Consider the following 21,316-nt stretch of genomic DNA (forward strand, 5'->3'; position numbering starts at 1 on the left):
GTTTTTGCCTCCCATGGCGGCATCTGCCCGGGTTACAGCAGTTCCTCTAATACCTTATTTACCATGGCGGGGTCAGCTTTCCCTTTCATCGCCCGCATCGTCTGTCCTACCAGAAAGCCTCTGGCTCTCTCTTTCCCATTATGGTAATCTGCCACAGACTGTGGATTTGCTGCTATAACCTCCCGGATCACGGCGCGGAGCGCTCCCTCGTCACTAACTACCTTAAGCCCGTTTTCTTCTACGTAGGCCTCGGGATCGATATCTTCAGCGAATATTTTTTCAAATACTTCCTTCGCTACCGTGCGGCTAATAGTACCATTATCCACCAAAACAATTAATTTTGCAAGATTTTCCGGTGAAAATCTTATGGCCTCCGGTTCCAGGGCCTCTTCCTTCAACAGCCTCATGGTCTCGACCATCAGCCAGTTGGCCGATTCTTTCGGCTTTCCACACAGGGAAACAGTGGCTTCGTAAATATCCGCCATGTGCTTCGCCTCCGTGATGATATCCGCGTCATACGCGGAAAGGCCGTACTCTTCCTGGTATCTCGCCATCTTTTCGGTCTTCAGCTCCGGCTGGCGGTCCTTTATCTCCTGAATCCAGGCATCGCTTATGGTCACCGGCGGCAGATCGGGATCCGGGAAATAGCGGTAATCTTTGGCGTCCTCTTTGGAACGCATGGCACGGGAGCTTTCCTTATTATCATCCCAGCGCCGCGTCTCCTGAACCACCTTCTTCCCAGCCTCCAGAAGCTCGATCTGGCGCTTCCTCTCGCCCTCGATCGCTCTGGCAATGGCCTTGAAGGAGTTTAAGTTCTTCATCTCTGTCCTGGTACCAAACTCCAATGCTCCCGCTTCCCGGACGGACAGGTTCACATCCGCCCGCATAGAGCCTTCTTGAAGCTTGCAGTCCGACGCTCCGAGATACTGGATGATCAGCCGCAGCTTCTCCAGGTACGCGATCACTTCATCGGCGCTTCGCATATCCGGCTCCGAGACGATCTCGATGAGCGGTACGCCGCTTCTGTTATAATCCACCAGGGAACAGTCTTCCCATTCATCATGGATCAGCTTTCCCGCGTCCTCCTCCATGTGAATCTCGTGAATCCCCACCTTCTTTTTACCGCCCGCTGTCTCGATTTCCACGAAACCGTCGTGGCAGATGGGGAGGTAGAGCTGGGAGATCTGGTAGTTCTGAGGATTGTCGGGGTAAAAATAGTTTTTCCGGTCAAACCGGCAGTACTGGTTGATTTCACAGTTCACTGCCAGCCCCACCGCCAGGGCGTATTCCACCACCTGTCTGTTGAGGACGGGAAGCGAACCTGGCATTCCGGTGCAGACCGGACAGGTGTGGGTATTGGGCGCTCCGCCAAACTCCGTGGAGCAGGAACAGAAAATCTTCGTTTTCGTGGCAAGCTCCACATGGACCTCCAGTCCGATGACTGTCTCATACTGTCTGCTCATTTGCTCTGCCTCCTTTCCTGCTGACGGCTCCTCTCAAACGCATACCCCGCGCGGATAATCAGTCTCTCCTTAAAACAGTCCCCGATTAGCTGCAGGCCAATCGGAAGGCCTTTGGAATCTGTCCCGCAGGGAACGGAAAGCCCCGGAAGCCCTGCCAGGTTGATGGAGATCGTATAGATGTCGCCGAGGTACATTTTAAGTGGATCGCTTAAGCTCTCTCCCAGTTTCGGCGCCGTAACCGGCGACGCGGGTCCCAGTATCACATCGTAGCTCCCAAACGCACGGTCAAATGCTTCTTTGATCAGCGCCTTCGCCCGGAGAGCCTTCAGATAGTAGGCATCGTAGTAGCCGGAGCTCAAGACGAAGGATCCCAGCATGATACGGCGTTTCACCTCCGGCCCGAAGCCCTGGGAACGGCTCTTTTTATACATATCGTGAAGCCCTTCATACTCCTTTGCCCGAAAGCCGTATTTTACGCCGTCAAAACGCGATAAGTTGGAGCTGGCTTCCGCGGATGCAATCACATAATAGGCAGGAATGGCGTATTCCACCATGCCAAGATCGAATTCCTCCACGACGGCGCCCTTTTCTTTCAATACCGCCGCGGCTTTTAAGATGGCCTCCTTTACCTCCGGATCGAGGCCGTCTCCCATATAATCCCTCGGAATTCCGATTCTCATTCCTTTCACGTCGTCCACCAGGGCCGACGTGAAACGGGTACTCTCCTGCACCTCCATGGAGGTGCTGTCTTTTGAATCATGGCCTGCCAGCGTTTCAAGGATCACCGCACAGTCCGTCACATCCTTCGCCACCGGACCGATCTGATCCAGAGATGATCCGTAGGCAATGAGACCGTACCGGGAAACGGTTCCGTAGGTTGGCTTTAAACCGGTCACCCCGCAGAATGAGCTGGGCTGCCGTATGGACCCGCCCGTATCGGAACCAAGCGCATAAAAGCATTCATTTGCCGCAACCGCGGCGCAGGAACCGCCTGAAGAACCGCCTGGCACATGATCCGGGTTCCAGGGGTTTCTCGTGACTCCGAAGGCGGACGTCTCCGTCGTACTGCCCATGGCAAATTCGTCCATGTTCGTCTTACCGATAATTACGGCCCCCGCCTTCCTTAAGCGCTCTACCGCCTCCGCCGTATAGGAAGGCACAAAGTTTTCAAGAATCTTCGAGCTGCAGGTGGTGCGCATGCCTTCGATGCACATATTGTCTTTTACCGCGACCGGCACCCCGGCCAGCGGTCCGGTAAGGGTGCCTTCGTCGATCCCCCTCTGTACCTCCTCGGCCTGCTTAAACGCCTTTTCCTCTTCCAGCGTTACGTAGCAGTTAAGCTCTGGCTCCCGCCTTCTTATCTGGGCAAAGACGGCCTCCAGCGCCTCTCTGCACGTTACTTCTCTCTCTTTTATCTTCTTCCCCAGCTGAACCGCAGTCAGTGATAATATCTCTTTTTCTTTCATGGGATCTCCTCCTTATTCCACTGTTTTAGGAACCTTAAACGCACCGTTTTTCTGCTCTGGTGCATTTTTCAGGATGGATTCCCTGTTGATGAGCTGGCGCTCCGCCAAACCAGGATGAGGAAGGCTTTCTTCTCCCGGTATATCCTCCCGGAATACATTGGTCAGGGGGAATCGGTGAGTCATGGGTTCTACGCCCTCTGTATCCAGCTCGTTCAGCTTGTCGATATAGGCAAGCATGCGCTCCATGTCCCTTTTGGCTTCCTCTTTTTCGGCCCCGGACAGCTCAAGCTTTGCCAGAATTCCCACGTATTCGATCATCTCATCACTAACCGCTGGACGAACGTGAATGGGGCCGGCTTTTGAAGTCTTTTCTGTTATATCTGCCATGGTTCTTTCCTCCGTTTCTATGGCTCCAGTCTGGTCACGTCGCGCGGAAACATGGTCGTCTCACGGACATTCTGCTCGTTTAACAACCGCATGGTCAGTCTCTCCAGACCGATTCCGAGACCTCCGTGAGGCGGCATACCGTATTTGAATATCATCAGGTAGGATGCCAGCTCCTCCGGGTCCATGCCCCTCGCTTCCATCTTCTTTATGATGGCATCGTAATCGTGGATTCTCTGGCCTCCTGTGGTGATCTCCAGACCACGGAACAGCAGGTCGAAGCTCAGCGTATACTTCGGATCCTGGGGATCGTCCATGGCGTAAAACGGCCGCTTCTTTGACGGGTAATGTGTGACGAATACAAAATCGCTGCCGAACTCCTCTTTAAAATACCGGCCGATCAGATTCTCTTCCTCCGGCTCTAAATCGTAGGGGTTGCGGATCGGACGGCTGTATTTCTCTGAAACGAGTTCCTTGGCCCGTTTAAAGGTTACAGCGGGAATCTTTGATACGTCCGGAAGTGTAACATTTAACATCAGGAGCTCCTTCTCATATTCCTCAGAAAGAAGCTTCATTACGTATTGAAGCATGGCAGTTTCCATGGCCATCACATCTTCAAAGCCGTCGATATACCCCATCTCAAAATCTAAACTGGTGTACTCGTTTAAATGACGGGTGGTGTTGTGCTTCTCGGCTCGGAACACCGGAGCCGCCTCGAATACCCGGTCATAGACACCGACCATGGTCTGCTTGTAAAACTGCGGGCTCTGTCCCAGCTCTGCCTTCTTGTTAAAGTAATCCAGCCGGAACACATTGGAGCCGCCTTCTGCGCCGCGGGCCACGATCTTCGGCGTGCGGATTTCCGTAAAATGCTGGGAATGAAGGAAATCCCGGAAGCCTCTGACGATGCCTTCCTGAATGCGGAATTTCGCCCGTTCCATGGGGTTTCTCAGCGTGATGGGGCGAAGGGCAAGCTTCGTCTCCAGGGAAGTGTTCAGCTTCCACTTGCTGACGGCGATGGGAAGAACCTCGGCCGGAACCGAGAGAACCCGAATCTCCGACACGCGGATTTCCAGGCCGTGGGGAGCACGCGGCTCCGGCGACACGGCGCCGGTGACGATGACGGTAGATTCTTCTTTTAAGTCATCGGCGGACGGCGGCTCCGCGCCCTCCGGGGACCGCTCGCGGACACACTGGATTAAGCCTTCTGCTTTTCTCAAAATGATAAAGCTCAATTCTCCCATGTCGCGTATGGTGTGGACCGCCCCGCTTACGGATACGGTCTTTCCGGTGTAAGCACCGGTGAGTAAATCGGCCAGTTCTGTTGTTTCTTTCTTTTGGATACCTTTGATAAATTCCATGTCTGCACTCTCCTTACCATAGTTGCTAATGGTTGGATTCCGGGAGAGGGGTTTTTTCAACCTGGCTGACGAGTACGCAGGAACCTTTCAAATGCTTCGCATTCGAAGGTCGCGGGCATTGTTCCAATACCTGCGGCCGCCAGCTCCGTGCTGTAACTATTTGCCTTCGCGAAAAGAAAGAGCCCCGCCCCGGAATACAGTTACATATTCCGGGACGGGGCTCTCTATGATAAGATCCCGCGGTACCACCCGCATTGAGATACTTTGCTTGCTATCTCCACTCTTTCACTTAACGCGTGTCACGGACATACCTACTCCTGACACCGGAATGCTTCCGGCCGCTTCGGGATGTCGGCTCCGGAGTGTTCCCTTAACTCAGTCCCTCATGACGGCGCTCTCAGTCGGTGACGCCCTCTTCCTGTCAAGTTTCTTAAGTCAGAGTCTCTTTCTCAGCCTTTGGTCTTATAAACAATTCACCACTTCACTACGATGAATTTCATTTATGATAGCACACCGGTTTTCTCTTTGCAATACCTATTTTTCACAAAAGAATCGGGGCTTGTTGACTTTTATTGTCGAAAAGGTTACAATTATCTGCACGTTTACTACGTAAGATAGGGGGGTTTTACATGTCAAATATTACCATCTCTGAGGCGCCGGCTGAAAACAAAATGGGTGTCATGCCCGTCAACCGCCTGCTGTTCTCCATGTCTCTGCCCATGATACTTTCCATGCTTGTTCAGGCCTTATACAACATCGTCGACAGCATCTTTGTGGCTCAGATCGGAGAGACCGCGCTGGCGGCCGTATCGCTGGCATTTCCGGTGCAGAACTTAATTATCGCGGTGTCCGTCGGCACCGGAGTCGGCGTCAATGCGCTTCTGTCCCGCTCTCTGGGAGAAAAGAACCAGGAAACCGCCAACCTGGCGGCCGTTAATGGGATCTTTGTGTTCTTTTTAAGCTATCTGCTGTTCGCTGTCTTCGGCCTCTTTTTTGCCAGGACGTATTTTACGGTTCAGACCTCGAACCCGGAGATCATTGAACAGGGGACCATTTACTTATCCGTCTGCTCCATCTTTTCCTTTGGGATCTTTTTAGAGATTGCGCTGGAGCGGATCATGCAGTCCACCGGGCGGACAATCTATAATATGATTACGCAGGGACTTGGAGCCATCATCAACATCATTCTGGACCCGATTCTCATCTTCGGGCTGTTCGGATTTCCCCGAATGGGGATTCTGGGCGCCGCGGTAGCTACGGTAATCGGCCAGATTATCGCCATGCTCCTGCTGCTCTATTTCAACATCAGGAAAAACAGCGACGTGAATCTGAATATGCGCCGTTTCCGTCCGGACACAGCGATTATCGCTGAAATCTACAGGGTTGGGCTGCCTTCCATCATCATGCAGTCCATAAGCTCGGTCATGACCTTCGGTGTCAATAAGATCCTGCTGCTCTTCTCTGAGACAGCGGTATCCGTATTCGGAATCTATTTCAAGCTTCAGAGCTTCATCTTCATGCCTGTATTCGGCTTAAATAACGCGATGGTGCCGATCGTCGCCTACAACTACGGCGCCGCGCGGAAAGACCGTATCATGAAGACCATCCGCTCCAGCGTGACTGCGGCGGTCGCCATCATGCTGGCCGGGCTTGCCATATTCCAGATTTTCCCGGAGCAGCTTCTGTATCTGTTTGACGCTTCGGAGCATATGATGGGAATCGGCGTTCCGGCTCTCCGCATCATCAGCTTAAGCTTCCTGTTCGCAGGGTACTGCATCGTGATCGGCTCCGTATTCCAGGCACTCGGCAACGGCGTCTACAGCCTGATCACCTCAGCCGCCAGGCAGCTGGTATGCATACTTCCCGCCGCCTGGCTCTTCGCTTCGGTGTTCGGCCTTCACGCGGTCTGGTACGCATTCCCGCTGGCGGAAATCATATCCGTCGTACTTACGACCCTTTTATTCCGCAGGATCTATCAGAAGAAGATTCAGTTGTTGTAAAGATACAGCAAAAGGCTGGCGCATCTGCCAGCCTTTTTATTTCCCCTCACGATCCTCCGGCAGCACCAGGCAGTACGCCTGCCGGTACTCTTTGGCCGTGATTCCCATGTATTTTTTGAACAGCCGGCGGAAATAATCGACATCCGTGTATCCGCACTCGTAGGCGATCTCACTGCCCGTCAAACTCGTTTCAATCAACAGGCGGCAGGCTCGGTTGATTCTGGCCTCGTGGATGGCATCGGTTAAGTTTCTGCCGTACACGGCGTGATAGACCCGGCCCAGATGATCCGGGCTGCATTCCAGCCTGTCGGCGAGAAACGAGGCGGACAGCGGCTCTTTCCAGTGCTCCCTGATATACCGCGCCGCCTGGTTGGCCAGATAAACCTTCTGCCCGCTGACCTCCAGCGGAGAGAGGGAGTCGGAAAGCTCACACAGCAGCTCCAGAAGCACCAGATTCAAAAATGTCTTATCATCGCGGCATACGTTCTGCCTCCGGATAAACCGCCGGAACAGCTCCTCAAAAGCCTCCGGCTTCGCCAGACGTATCAGCTGCGGAAGGGCCATAATATCGCTGCCCATGCGGAGAGCCTCTTCCTCTATGGTAAAATGGAGCCAGTAAAAAGTAAGGTCCTCGTCAAAATCCCTGGTTCCCCCATGATGGCGTCCCGGAAACAGGATGAGCGCCTCCCCTTTTTCCACATCGTACTCCACGTCCTCCTCGAATATCCCCAGAGTCCCCGAATTGACGTAAATAATCTCAAATGTATCCATGGTACGCTCCACATGGCGTCCCCGTCCCTTTGTCACCAGATAGCCGGCATTTAACGCCTGTACCGGCAAAAGTGCCTTTAAATGCAGAAAATGTTCCATCCTTCTCTTTTCCGATAGTCGGAATCCTCCAGTTATTCTCTCCTTTCTCCTCTTGTATAATGCCACGGAAACTGGCAAGATAGAGAAAGATAAGAATTCTTATAAACGCGGAAAAAACCGGTCAATTTCCCGCCTTACCAACACAAGAATACCAGAAAATTTTATAAATGAAAAGAGGATAGCGGCATTTCAGCCGCAAATATTGGCTTATGGTTACAGTTCTACAAATTAAGCAGATGGTGTCCCAGGCCTATTTCGGGGATGCTGTCATGACGGAAACGGATTATTCCAGGGGCCGGAAGCTGTTTATTGCCGAAGGCTGCTGCGCCAACGGCGTCGTCACCCTGACAACGGGAGCGTTTCTGTCCGGCTACGCAGGCTATCTCGGCGCTGACGATTCTTTAAACGGAATCATCGGTTCTATTCCGGTGCTCTTATGCACCCTGCAGATGTTTTCTTCCGTCGTCCTGGAAAATTTAAGACAGAAGAAATTTTTAATCGCCTGCTTCGCGCTGATCCACAGGCTTCTGCTCTCCTCTGTCTTTTTTGTGCCTCTGTTGGTCGAAGATAATGCGGGCCGCCTGGCGGCGGTCGTGGCCATCTATGTAGTCGCCCATTTCTTCGGCGCGTTTATCGGCACCGGTACGGGCAGCTGGCTTCTCTCCCTGGTTCCGGAAAACATCCGCGGAACCTATCTGGGGCGGAAGGACGCGTTCGCCTTTGCATTTACCACGGTACTCAGCCTGCTCTGCGGCCGTATTCTGGACTGGATGAGAGGCGCGCATCAGGACCTGCTGGGGTATTATATCATCGGACTTATTGTACTTTCCACCGCCTTCACGGATTTCTGGTGCCTTTCCTCAATCCGGGAACCGGTGCAGGAGACTCACCGGCGCAGCTTAAAGGCCGCTGTCATCGACCCGCTCCTCGACAGGGAGTACCGGAAGGTCATCGGCCTTTACATGTTCTGGAACCTGGCCCTGCAGGTAGCCGGACCATTTTTCAGCGTGTACATGGTTACCGGCCTCTCGCTGGATTATACCTATATCACCTTCCTGGGGCTGATCGCTTCCTCCGTCCGTGTCGTGGCGGCCTGTTTCTGGGGACGTCTGGCAGACGCCACCTCCTGGCTTCACGCGGCGCGCTGCTCCATGCTCCTGCTGGGCCTTGTACATACGTCGTGGCTGTTTATGACACCGGCCACCTGCCTGATTTTACAGCCCATACTCCAGGCTCTCTCCGGGGCCGCGTGGGGCGGAATCGCCATCGCGGTTTTCAGCCTTCAGTACCAGTACGCCCCGGCCGACAAGCGGGTCACGTACGTCAGCGCCAACTCCTCCTACGCGGGCTTATGCGGATTCTTCGCCACGCTGCTTGGCGCGTCCCTGTTAAAGATCCTTCCGGAGTTTTCAGTCGGGGGATTTAAAGTGTCCGGGATGCAGATGATTTTCGCATTGTCCGGAGTGTTGATTATGCTGTGCGTGAGATACATGAGACGGTTAAAATAAACATTTGCCCGCTGCAGAAAAAGGCAGCCGCTTCAGAATATTCTTTAGCGGCTGCCTTTTTCCTATCGGTATGCATCCATGCACTGATCCAGATATCTCGGATAATTTTCATTGATCCACAGATTGGTGAGAAGAGTCTCGGCCTCCTCAAAGCTGGCTTTTCCATAGTCTGTTTTATCCAGCACCTTCAAAATTCCCTGGGAAGCTCCGTAATCCAGACAATCGCTGTACTGTCCCGCTGACATGCCGCGGGTCTGCTCCGCAAGCCAGGCCAGCTCTTCATTATCGCGCGGCAGCTGGTTCGAATCATATTCCACCTCTTCATATTCAATCGGTGTCGAAAATCTTTGGCCGGCCGCCTCTGTAATCAGCTCCGGGGGCGTCCCATTCTCCAGTTCCTCCTTCACAAAGGCCCATACTGACTGTAATTCTTCAGGATACTCCCCGACCTTCATGCCATAATACATATAGATACCAACCCTGGCTTTACAGCCCTTATCCAAATAAGCGGCGTCCGCCTGCTCATATAACTCCTGAAGCTGTTCTTTCGTTGGCTTCAGCCTGGTCTCCAGGAGTTTTTCCTTCAGGGCATCCCTTACTTCCATCTGCGTCCTGGATATGTATTCCATCAGACCGTATGTTTCCGGCCCATAGGCAGTCTGTCCAGGTTCCGCTCTCCTCTTATTTTCTCTGTCCAGGGATTTTTTTATGTCATCCAGAGTGATGTCCACTTCGATTTCGTACCTGGCTGCCTCAATCCGCTCCACCGTATCCGTAAACAGCGCATTGACCGCCTCTGTCCGCAGAACCTGGGAAGGTGTCTCCCCCCCAATCGTGCTGTCCCAGAATCCCTTTTCGTTGGGGTCCTGCTGATAGGTCTGGTAGAAATAGGAGCTGACCTTTGCCCGGAGATCATCCTGGTACAGCGCCAGATGTTCCCGGGTGATCGCATAGTTTCCAATCCGCATAACAGGCTTATCCGCCTTTTTATACAGCCAGATTCCCGATGCCACCATTCCCGTCATCAAAAGCCCCAATAAAATGCACATCAACGCATTGGGGTAGGAAAGCTTCTCAAGTTTTAATCGAAACGCCATTCGCCTCATGATCTCCTCCGCTCCTCATTTCTGCCGTCACATTCGGGTATGAGCTGTTTTCAGCCCATACCCGCCATAACTCTCTTAATTCTTTCTGTATTTTACCATTTCCTGTGTCAAAAGTCTCTCTATTTCGTGAATTTCTTCCATAGAAGCATCTGCATCGGCAAGTATGCGCTCTGCGTCAGCGATAAGCTGTTTTAATCTGGCTTCATCTACATGACTGAACTCGCTTGTTTGAATCTCCTTTGCCAGATTCACGATGAAGCTGAGATTCTTTTTCACTATTTTTTCCGGCTCATACTCTGATTTCCACGTTAATGCCGGTTTTACCGCCCCCTCCTTTGCAGTTCTGGAGGAGTGGATTCCTACATAATTGTTTGAAGCAGCTGTCGGTATACTGATCTCAAAGGATATTTCCCGTTCCCCTTCACGGATCGCATCACGCACAGCTTTGGTCACATCAAGCTGTTGGACCAGACTTTCCGACGCCATGCTTTTTGTCATAACTGCAGCAGGTTCTGCATCGACTCTTTCCGGGAAGCTGTTAAAGGTTACTGTCGCTCCCTCCCAGTCATTCTCCACCCGGTAGATATGAAGCAGCTCGAAATCAACGCTTGGCATGCCAGTTAATTCATATGACAAATAAATATGTTCCGCGTCCCCGGGCACATGTTCCAGATCAAACTTCATTAAGGACTTTCTCGTATAACTCTGAGCGCCCGTATCGTATTTTACAATCAGGCTGGAGGAGCCGCTGAAATTCTTATCTCCATCGGTTCCGCCCTGAACGTAGACGTCATCCATCGCGGCCGCCGCTTCATCTCCCACCTGTACCTCTACCGATGCGGTAATTCCTGCGGTGTTAAAAAGCCCCTCTGTCAGCTGTAAGATTCCGGTCAGTGCATACACACCGTAAACGTCCTTTTGATAATCGCCTCTCTCCCAGGTAATTCCCAGCATATGGGTATTTCCCGCGTTGTCATAGGCCTTAACGGTCTCCGGAAGCGCTATCCCGGCAAATTTTGTTCCAGGCGCCACCTTAATTCTGTCAAACTCTTCGGCAAGCCCGACAAGCTCAGGCTTATCCGATTCAGCGATTTTTAAAGTCACTTCGCTCGTCTTTCCCGTCGTTCCTGCGGTTTTTACGGACATCTTAATAAATGGTGTCTTCTGAATCACCTCTACGTTAGCGGCCTTTTCTACAATCTCTCCTCCGGCGTATGGGATTGAGACTTCGATGGTTCCGTTATTTTCCTGTGTCGGGTCTGACACGCCTACCGACACCACTCCATCGCTTACCTGCATGGTCACAGAAGCGGCCTTGCTTGAGGTGATCCCTTCCACCGTCTTTCCCTTGCTGTTCCAGAAATTCACAGCGGTCAATCCCAGTGAGTTTTCTCTTACTGCATGAGCGTCCCCGCTGCATTCCAGGACTTCAATATCAGGATTGGCAGCATAATTTTCCGTTTCTTGCGCATCCTTGCCCGGCAGAATGACATAAGAGTAATCCGCATCGGTTGGTTTCTTTCCGTGCTCAAACCAAAATGCCGCAAACTGGTTTGTCTCTTCGCCTTCCGTGGTTCCCTGGGTGTTCCAGTTGCCGGTTCTCTTCTCTTTTAAAGCCATGATATCGGCTTTTCCAGGGAAGTAATAACCAATGTCGGAATGATCGGTATTTCCTTCCAGATAGATCCACGATGCCTCCGGTATTTTTGTTCCTTTTCCTGCGCTTTCAGCACCGTCGTCTCTGATCGATCGTTCTTCACCGTCGATTAAGACCTGGTTGCTTCCATCTTCCTTTAATTTCCTGTTTTCAATCACTGTTTCCACATAATTTCCTGTGGAAGAGGTAATTCCGCTTCCGACTGCAACGATCTCATCGTCAAACAGGAACCAGGACTTTTTCGCATCCGTACCGTTTCTTGTGCTTCCACTGTTTCCCAGTGTTTTATAATGCATTCCGGCCGTTCCGTAATCTCCCAGGCTGGAGCCGCCAACCCAGCTGTAGATATTCCTGGTGCGGTCTCCTGCTCCGTCTGGACGCGTGACGTACTCTGTCGTTGTTCCTGCCAGACGCTTCGGATCCACCGTAGCCCAGTAACCGGTTCCGTATTGATCCTGATCCCCGTTATAAAGGTAGGTCATGCCGTCTGAAATGTTCCAGGTGCGTTTTCCTTCATCATTGATCAGTTCATGTCCATATGTTCTGTCTGAGTGCATCGACAGTGCAAAACCGTAATCCGGCCTTATATGCACCAGCTTATCCATGCTGGCAAACAGCTTATGAAGCACGTATTCGCTTCTCGGCTCAATGGAACCGTCATTCATGATCTGATTCGCCTTCATCAAGGACGCGATATGGCTGCTCTGGCTATAATAATACGCCTCGTCAATGCCGACATAATATTTGATCATGCTGTTAAAGCGCTCCTGCTGCTCTTTTGGCATCGCATCCCCGATCAGCATCATTGCATCCAGGATTTTAGCCCCTCTCAGCCTGTCATTGGACGTATTTCTCGTTATATCTCTTCCGGAAATCATGTCCATACACAATCCATTGTAAATAAACGGTTCAATTCCATCAAATACCATATCGAAGATGAGCTGCTCCGCTTCGTCGTCATAAGTCAGCTCGTACTCCGATCCGGCAAATACGCTGAAAAGGATACTCAGCTTTTCATACAGCTGCGAACCGTATCCGCCCATATAGGCCAGCGCCTGATGTTGAATAAAGGAACCGTCTTTGTAGAAGCCGTCTCCCGAAGTCACATACTCAAACACGGTCTTGTACGCATTCTTTACATGCTCCAGTTTGCTTCCGTTATCCGTCAGAAGCCCTGCCTGAGCCACTACCATACCTTTATCGATCAGGTTGGCCCCCGTCATCGCCGGTGATCCGGGATATCCCGACGGCTTGTCACATACATTGGTAAACCGGTTGACTGCCGCCGCATAGCCCGTGATCTGCTTCAGGGTAAGATCATCGTAAAGAATCAACGCCGTATCCATAAAGGCAATCGGCCCGCCAATCTCCCAGTGCCACCAGTTTCCAAAGAACGGGGTCTTATCGTCACTGCTGCTGTAATGGTTTTCATTCATAAAGTCGAGAGCCCGGATCAGCTCTTCTTTCAGTTCATCGTTTTGATACAGCGCGCAGCCTTCCGTCGCCCACGCGATCGCCATGTCCTTCAGGCGATAGAATGTCTGAGCCACATTTCCGGAATGCACCTTTGCTTTTGCGCCCGTCCCTGCTATATAGCTCATATCGAGGTCGCTCCAGAGATTGGTTCTGGAAGCGTCATCGCTCTTAATCATGGAGCTCCAGTACTCTCCGGCCTTCTCATCCAGACCTGTTATGTACGTCACCACAGCCTGATTTCCAGTATCCAGGGTGCCGCCTAACAGGTTATTCAGCCATTTTTCTCTCAATTCCACAAACTCCGGATCTACTGGCTTGTCCGTTTTTGAGGTGCGTGTGACAAGCCTTGGCGCCTGCTTTCCTTCTGCTCTCGTAGAGTAGAAATCAATCATGTTGTCATTGGCCTCTGTCGGGCAGCTGATCTCAAAGGATATTTCCGTTTCTCCCTTTGCCAGAGCGTCTGTCACCGCTTCACTGACATCAACCGTCACCAGTTCACCGGATATATTCGCTTTTGCAATAACGCCTGCCGCTTTTTCCGCTGTTTTTTCCGGAATTGTATTCCATGTGACGGCGGCTCCGGTCCACTGGCTGCCGATTTGTTGTACGAGAGCCTCCGTAAAGTCTTTCGCAGGATTGGAATTGCTGATGCCTCCGGTCAGCTGGAGGACCAGCTCTGCCTCCTTTGTGTCACCGGCAGCCGATGACAAATCAAATTTCAGCAGTGTTTTCCGGGTATAGCTCTGATTGCCGTCCGAATACTTTACCCGCAGCTTCGCCGCATCGTAGTTGCTGAATGACGTACTCACTTTACCGGCATCTGTTCCGCCCTGCAGATACACATCCTGAATCGCCGTTACGGCTGATTCACTGGATTCCAGTTCTGCGATCGCAGTGGCCATCTCCGCAGCCAGTTCGTTGATTCGCTTTCTGACCGGCTCCGTAAATAGGCTCTCAGAGGGCGGCCCCACCTTTTCATACGTCAAATCACTCTGATCATACTGTATTGCAAAAAGGGCTTCCGCTTCTTTCATAAGGGTTTCCAGTTTTTGATAAGAAGCCGCCGTATAATCAGCCGCATTCCGCTCTTTTGCATTTTTATACACTGCCGGAAGATTCGGCAGGGTTACCGTGATATCATATTCCGGCATCCAGGCTGAGGTCTTAAAGTTTCTTGCCTTGAACACAATACTGTCATCGTATATCTTCACGTGATAGCCGGTTCCGGTTTCCTTCACCCCATTCTCAGAATCATTATACGAGGGGAGATCAATCATGGTACCGAATCCGCGGTCAATGGCTTCCACGACTCCAAACCCGTTATGTATATGGCCTGACAGATAGATTACCTGAGGGTATTTCGAGAATATCTCCTTTACCCTTTTATCCTGATTGCCGAAGTCATTTAAAATATTGCTTCTCCAATGAGTATCCTTTAATGCATTATGCCCCAGCACAAAAATCGGTTTGTCAGGACTGGCGTTTTCCGCCAGCGTTTTTTCCAGCCATTCCAGCTGATCGTCAGATAAATACATCGCATCCTTGATGCCGTTTTCTGTATTAATGGCGATAAAATGATATCCGCTCAGCCAGCGGTCAAAATACACCTTTCCGTCCGTATCCGGCATATATCTGGAATTTCGCTCCAGGTAAAGTGCCTTTGCCGTCGGCCAGTACTTGCTGATCACGGTCTCGTCCTTATTCCAGTCTGCGGAGCTGGTCCCTCTCACATCGTGATTTCCCAATGTGATCATGATCTTATCGTCCGAAACAGGAGAATACTGATCCATTATCCTGTACATCGCGTCATACTGGGCCTTCGTGCCGCTCTGGGTAAAGTCTCCCAGATTCATGATGCCAAGCGTGTCCGGATCCATGGTCCTGATATCCTTCAGCCCCGCAATCATATTGACTGCGTTTGTTTCCGTGAGGTCATCTGATTTTATATGGACATCCGACACGACCTGAAAGCTGGCCAGAGGCTTGCTGCCTTCCAGAAACTGATTGTACCTCTCTTTCAGTGCTCTGACTGCAGCCATAGCTGCAGCCGTTGTCATTCCCTCCAGAGCACTCTTCGTTTGCCTTATCTCTTCTGCCATAGAATCAATTCTATCCTGTGGGTATTCAGAGCCGGGTTTTATCACAGACAGCTGCTCCGCCATCTGGTCAACGATGGCCGAAGCCCCTTCTGCCTCATAGATGGTTTTTACGGTTGTATCCGCAAGCACCTTGTTATAAACCCGAAGCTCATCCACCAGGCAGCCGCTCATGCCATAACAGCCTCTGCCGTCACCTCCCAGGATAAAATCAAGCTCCGTATCCACAGTTTTTCCACTGTGTTCCGCCATGGAGCTGGAGGAATACTTCTCCCCATCCATGTAAACAGTCATGCTTCCATCACGGTCAAACGTACCGACTACGTGATGCCACTGGTCATCATTCGCGGATATCTTCTTGATCTCGATCCGCTTTCCGGATATTCCGGAAAAGTTCATGCGCACATCCGTATCGCTGCTGTTATTGTAATTTCCAAATGCCCAGCCTACGTTGCTGCCGCTTAAGTAATTTTTATTGGAAAGTATGGTTCCGTTGTTCTGTCCATGGTTCTCTGTCTTCATCCAGAAGGACAGGGAATAATCAGAGGTACCGAACATCAAGTCCTTCGCACGGCCGTAATTTACGTACTGTTCGGCCTTCGTATTCCCCTTTCCCGCAGATTCTCCATTGTTCAATGAGATAGCATTTCCGCGAATTCCCTTCACATATGCGGGTGCTCCGATCACGGTTCCATTGTTTCCGTTTCCTGTAACATCCGTGATCTGACCTGCTGTAACGCTGCCCTCATCGAAGGTGGAGTGCATGACAAGGCCGTCTTTCAGCAGCTCCTCTGTCCCGCTCTCATCCATAGAGGCTCTTCCATTCGCCAATGGGGCCCCATATGTCAAATTCCCCATAGCCATGGTCACTGCCAGCGCCGCTGCGCACAGTTTTTTCCATTTTAATTTCATATAGATTTCCCCCTACTGAATCCAGGCTCCGTTTTCGTCTACCTGGCAGCCATCAGGTGTTGTAGTTCCGGTATAGAGAGCTCCCATGGAACGGCTTCCGCTTTCCGCACTGCCGCGATTCCACTTCCCGTCTTCTGTATTCTGCCATCCGGTATTGCCCTGCGTAACCGGATTTAAGTAATACCACGTACCGTTTACCATGGTCCAGCCAGTCATCATCACTCCGGATTCATTTAAATAGTACCACTGGCCATCGGCTTCCTCTTTTACCCATCCCGTGTGCATGGAACCATCACTGCCTAATTTATACCACTTGTCTCCATCCAGAATCCAGCCCGTCTGCATATAGCCGCTGCCGTCAAAATGGTACCATTTGTCGTTTATTCTGGCCCACTCGTTCTTCGCGTAGCTACCATCACTCTTCTGGAATCTCCAGGTATTATTTTCTGCTGCCTGCCACTCACCGCTCACATTGACAGCCGTCCGGTTCACTCTCACAGAGCTGGAACCACCTCCTGAGCTGCTTCCCGAGCTGCCTCCTGAGGACGATCTCTTCACCACCGTGATCTGGAAAGTATCTGTGAATACTTTAATCGCATCGTTGACTGCGATTCGATAGGTAACCACGACATCCTTCGTTCCGGCTGTTCCGGTATTCACATCTCCGATCTCATATCCGCTTACCGTCTTCGTACTTCCGTCACTGTACACGGCCGCTACGATCAGGCCAGATGAGCTGAAACGTTCTCCCACTTTATATTCTGTTTTCGATGGAAGCGCCGTAATCTTAATTCCAGTCATCACCTTTGTAACCGGATCTGTTTTTCCGCTTAATACAAGAGCGTCAACGGCCTCCTTCAGGTTCTCATATGCCTGATCTACGATCGGCTGGTCTGCCTTTGTCAGCGTCTTATCCCTTAAGACTGCTTTTGCCTCAGATAATGCCTCTCTCATTGCATCGTACGTTTCCTCGGTATAATCTTTCTTCTTTTTCGACTCCGCAATGAGGACGAGATCACGAAGTGCATCTGTATCCGCCTTCTGGTTCTCTTCCGAGTCCATATTCCAGATTGCTTCCATCAGCTCTGTATATGCCGTATGTACTTCCAATTCCGTGGCCTTTGTATTTACCAGAACTTCAGCTGCTTTATTAAATGCCTTCATAAAGCGGTTCTTTGCTGTTTCTGTCAGCTGTCCCACCTCACCGCTGTTAATCAGTCCAGCCGCTTCCGTATAGAGGACGAGAAGTGCATTCTTATCTTCCGGCTCAATGATGCTGACTGATACGGCTGCAAACTTCTGTTCCGGATTCTCGATGGAATCATGATTTGCCAGATCCAGATAACCGATACAGGTATAAGAAAATTCCTTTTCCGGATCGTAGGCATTGTCCGGGAACCAGTACTGGATACCGACCTCCGCCTCCTGTCCGTTATCCAGCAGCACGGTTGCCATTTCCGGAAGTCCCAGTTCCTCCCACGGTGTTCCCACCAGCTGAATAATTCCTGGAATATCCTTTACAGCCACCACCTTGTGCAGCGCTTCCATAACATTGACGGTACACGTAATGGGCAGATTGATGCCTTCTGCTTTTCCGTATACGACAAAGGTTCCTTCTGTCTGATAATTTGCAGGGTTGATTGAATTCCATTCTACGGACACGCTCTTTGTTTCCTCATTGGAATATGTAACGGTAACCGTCTCCGGAAGGACCGGCTTCTTTCCTGCAGATGTCGATACGGATACAGCATCTACCTTCATCTCATATACATTGCTCAAAACAATCGTCGGCTCCATCATTCCGGACGCTTCCCTGGAAGCAAAGTCAATCCCTCCGTTGTCGCCATTTGCATACTCTCCGAAATAATCGGTCAGCATGAGGAAGGAAAATTTTGTCTGGCCATTTTCAGCGTAGGCTTTCTTCACCCAATCCGTCACATCCAGCTCTACTATATTTTCGTGATTGTCCCTGATGTCTTTATAAACGATTTTTTTGTCTTTTATCACCAGATTATCAGCGGAAAATGCAGGAGTCGTATTCCATGTCACAGTCTCTTCCTGCCACTCGTCCCCGATTTCATAGACCTTCAAATAAAAATGGTTGTTGATATTTTTATAGTCGCTGTCGCTGACCGGTCTGGTCATCTGAAGCTTTATGGTGATGTTTGTTGCTGACTTCAACATCTCACTTTCATTTGTCAAGTCAAATCCGAGCAGACCTCTTCGCGTATACGCCGGATCACTGCTGGCCGTCTTAACCTTTATCACATTCGGAGTAAGCTTTCCGTAAGCTGCGTCGCCATCCTTTTCCTGCGTAAATGCGTCCTTGGCCGCCCCGGTTTCTTTTACGGTCTTTCCGTCACCAAGATCACCAATTACCCTGACTGTCGCCGCACACTTTTCCTTTAATCCGGACACACGGCCTTCTACGGTAAATTCCCCTTCGCGCGAATACTGCTCCAGAGTTAATTTATCCCATACAACCTCCAGCTCCATGGTAAGTCCGCCGGCGAATACAGCATTCACCTTGTCCGGGAGTTCCGGATAAATGCCTGCAAATGTCGTAACGTCCACGCTTTCATAGCTTTCCGGTGCATCTGCCACGACAATAGTCGCTGTCACCTGGTTCGACAGTCCGGGAAGTACGCCTGGAAGTTCGATGACGCCCGCCTCCATACAGTCTTCTTTTGTCAGCTCCTCCCATTCTACCGGATACTGATACGCGGTTCCGTCCAGAACAACTTTTAACGTCCCGGGCAGTTCCGGCACAACGCCCAGTGTTGTGACCAGATTGACTTCCTCTACCTCTTCCGCTTCTTCATCCTGGCTTGAGTATTCCAGCGCTCCGATGTCTACGCGGCCGGCAATGGTATTGCCCATGATATCCTCTGTCGGCATACCTTCTATTCTCTGGCCTGCTAAAATACAGGGAGAACCATCTGTCAGCTGGTACGGCTCTGCCAGCCCCTGAATTCTCTCTTTCGTAAAGTCAGAATCGATCAGGTCTTCCAGATCCTCTAAAGGATACTGATACGAGGAATACGTTTCTCCCGCCTTATAGTCTTTCAACATCGGATCCGCGAAAATATTGCCTTTTGCGATCAGGCTGTCTTTGTCCAGGACGCTGCCCGCGTTTGTGTTGGCAATGGTATCCGGATAGAAGCAGTTGTTTTCAATCACACTGTCTTCATGAATTGCAGATCCCTGTTCCAAAACCGCAAAGTCAATAGCAGCGCCGTCTTTTGCCAGCACGATGTTGTTCCTAAAGTCCACAAAGCAGGTTCTCTTGCTCTTACCGCCAAACAGAGAGGTCTGTTTTCCTTCTCCGAATAGAACAATTGTGTTATTGTAGATTTTCCCCACATTCGGCCCTGCCGAGCTGGTGTTGTCATAATGGAAGGTCTGCTGCTGCATCCTGCTTCCGTTCGGATACGTACCAGTTCCGTCATTGATGCTGACATTATAACGGAAAATGGTGTTTTTCTGGCTGGACATGAACAGCATGGCGCCGCCGCCGCAGTCGTGGCTTAAGTTATACTGGAATATGTTGTCCACGTTCATCATGTCGGAATCAAAGGCTTCTCCGTCATCGTAGCCATACTTATTGCCGTATGCCTCGTTGTACTGCACGATTACGTCGTCCGCAAACATGGTCCAGCACTGAGCATAGTTTACAGTTCCCCGATCCAGGCCGCAGGAGGAATTAATCATGTTTCCTTCCACCAGACCGCCTTTCGTCTCCGTCAGTACAATACCGTCGCCGACCACATCTTCCAGATAGTTGTTTCGTATGGTCACGTTGGAATAGTTTTTGAGGAATTCATTCTTTCCCCAGCCGCTGCTTCCGATATCCGTGTTGCACTTGTTCCGGATACCTTCAATTGCCACATTTTTCACATAGTTGCCTTCAATCAGGACATCCTCGAAGGCCGCGCGTCCCATAGCCTTCGGGGTCAGATTGCCGTTGTCGTCAATAGTAACCCGGTTACCGTCCTTATCGAGATAGTGTCCCATGACGATAATACCGCCGGAGGTTTTTCCTCCCTTAAAATTTGAGTTTACATCGTGGACATAACAATTCTTAACCACAATGTGCTTATAAATCTCTTTCTGATTGGAGGAATAGATCAGGATACCGGCGCGTTCGCTGGTACCGCTGTCCATGGCCTCCCCCATCTCATCGGTACTCTCCAGGTTCGTTACTTCCAGATTGTAGATTTCCCAGTACTCTTCGTTATAAATGGTGACGGCTCCGGTAATCGACGGGCCAGAGGTGCCGTTTCCATTAATTACAGGGCGGCTTCCTTCGCCGTACCTGTCAATGGTGATGGGAGCGCCTTCCTGGCCGCTTCCTTTTGGATTCAGCGGCTGGTTCCAGATACAATCTGACTTCAGGAGAATTTTATCTCCAGGAAGAAAGGTTTTGGAATTTACCCGGTCAAAGGATTTCCAGGCGGTATCCTCTGTCTTTCCGTCTGCCGTGTCGTTACCGTCTCTGGCATCCACGTAATAGGTCGTCCCCTCCGTCTGCATCTTTAACGCATTGGATGCGGTAGAAAGGCTGGCATTGGAATCTGTCGCGGTACGGTCATTTGCAGCATATCTGTCCCGGCTGTTCACTGAGGTATCAGCAAATCCAACCATATTAACAGGCAGCGCGCTCATCATCATGACTGCCGCCATCATGCCCGCGGCTTTTCGTTTGAAACGTTTACTTGTTTTTTGCATAACAATATTTCCCCCTTGCTTTTTTTTCGCCTCTTTTTCGAATCAATCAAACTCCGTTTATCTTCTTTTTTTCATTTTTTAACCTCCTTACGCTTGAATTATCTTATACTGGTCATACCAGTTTTTGATTTTGAAAGTATAATACTAATTATGGTGGACTTAATTTTTCAGTATTGGGGAATAGCGGCTTCCGCACGCATAGAAGAAAAAATTTCTTTTGATAAAAGAGGCTGAATAGTCAGAACGCCAATAGACAGATGCGATATTTCAACACAAAAATACCGATAAT

General features: G+C 50.7%; 10 protein-coding genes. 2 read left to right on the forward strand and 8 right to left on the reverse strand.

Translation table 11 applies throughout. The annotated features are described in order from the left end of the window. Positions 1–32: 32 nt before the first annotated feature. Genes gatB through aspS form a run of 4 tightly spaced genes read right to left on the reverse strand, consistent with a single transcriptional unit; the run spans position 33 to position 4,674 of the window. The gene (gatB, locus tag H8S75_RS20690; protein ID WP_187023204.1) at positions 33–1,463 is read right to left on the reverse strand and encodes an Asp-tRNA(Asn)/Glu-tRNA(Gln) amidotransferase subunit GatB; all 1,431 of its coding nucleotides are present in this window, start codon (positions 1,461–1,463) and stop codon (positions 33–35) included. Continuing rightward, on the reverse strand, positions 1,460–2,929 hold the full coding sequence (gene gatA, locus H8S75_RS20695; protein ID WP_187023205.1) for an Asp-tRNA(Asn)/Glu-tRNA(Gln) amidotransferase subunit GatA: 1,470 nt from the start codon (positions 2,927–2,929) through the stop codon (positions 1,460–1,462). Before gatA ends, gatB begins: the two co-directional genes overlap by 4 nt. A 12-nt stretch (positions 2,930–2,941) precedes the next feature. Further along, positions 2,942–3,316 (reverse strand): Asp-tRNA(Asn)/Glu-tRNA(Gln) amidotransferase subunit GatC, encoded by a 375-nt coding sequence (gene gatC, locus H8S75_RS20700; RefSeq protein WP_187023206.1) that lies wholly within the window; start codon positions 3,314–3,316, stop codon positions 2,942–2,944. A gap of 17 nt (positions 3,317–3,333) precedes the next feature. Continuing rightward, the gene (gene aspS, locus H8S75_RS20705) at positions 3,334–4,674 is read right to left on the reverse strand and encodes an aspartate--tRNA(Asn) ligase (RefSeq protein WP_187023207.1); all 1,341 of its coding nucleotides are present in this window, start codon (positions 4,672–4,674) and stop codon (positions 3,334–3,336) included. Positions 4,675–5,303: 629 nt separating this feature from the next. On the opposite strand from aspS, the gene H8S75_RS20710 reads away from it, so the two are divergent. Next, positions 5,304–6,674 (forward strand): MATE family efflux transporter, encoded by a 1,371-nt coding sequence (locus H8S75_RS20710; RefSeq protein WP_187023208.1) that lies wholly within the window; start codon positions 5,304–5,306, stop codon positions 6,672–6,674. A gap of 36 nt (positions 6,675–6,710) precedes the next feature. On the opposite strand, the gene H8S75_RS20715 is transcribed toward H8S75_RS20710, so the two are convergent. Continuing rightward, on the reverse strand, positions 6,711–7,544 hold the full coding sequence (locus H8S75_RS20715) for a helix-turn-helix domain-containing protein (protein WP_002601319.1): 834 nt from the start codon (positions 7,542–7,544) through the stop codon (positions 6,711–6,713). Positions 7,545–7,813: 269 nt separating this feature from the next. Here H8S75_RS20715 and H8S75_RS20720 point away from each other — a divergent pair, with 269 nt between their 5' ends. Then, positions 7,814–9,052 (forward strand): MFS transporter, encoded by a 1,239-nt coding sequence (locus tag H8S75_RS20720; protein ID WP_243270379.1) that lies wholly within the window; start codon positions 7,814–7,816, stop codon positions 9,050–9,052. 62 nt (positions 9,053–9,114) lie between these two features. Here the strand turns inward: H8S75_RS20720 and H8S75_RS20725 are convergent, their stop codons facing one another. From H8S75_RS20725 to H8S75_RS20735, 3 genes are all read right to left on the reverse strand, one after another. Continuing rightward, the gene (locus H8S75_RS20725) at positions 9,115–10,149 is read right to left on the reverse strand and encodes a hypothetical protein (RefSeq protein WP_243270380.1); all 1,035 of its coding nucleotides are present in this window, start codon (positions 10,147–10,149) and stop codon (positions 9,115–9,117) included. Between the two features lie 84 nt (positions 10,150–10,233). Then, entirely contained in the window at positions 10,234–16,299 is a 6,066-nt protein-coding gene (locus H8S75_RS20730; protein ID WP_187023211.1) for a polysaccharide lyase family 8 super-sandwich domain-containing protein, read from the reverse strand. Between the two features lie 12 nt (positions 16,300–16,311). Further along, a complete protein-coding gene (locus H8S75_RS20735; RefSeq protein ID WP_187023212.1) occupies positions 16,312–21,027 on the reverse strand; it encodes an Ig-like domain-containing protein in 4,716 nt (1,571 codons plus the stop codon). Positions 21,028–21,316 lie beyond the last annotated feature (289 nt).

The sequence above is a fragment of the Hungatella hominis genome, assembly GCF_014288005.1.
Classification (GTDB): Bacteria; Bacillota; Clostridia; order Lachnospirales; family Lachnospiraceae; genus Hungatella; species Hungatella effluvii.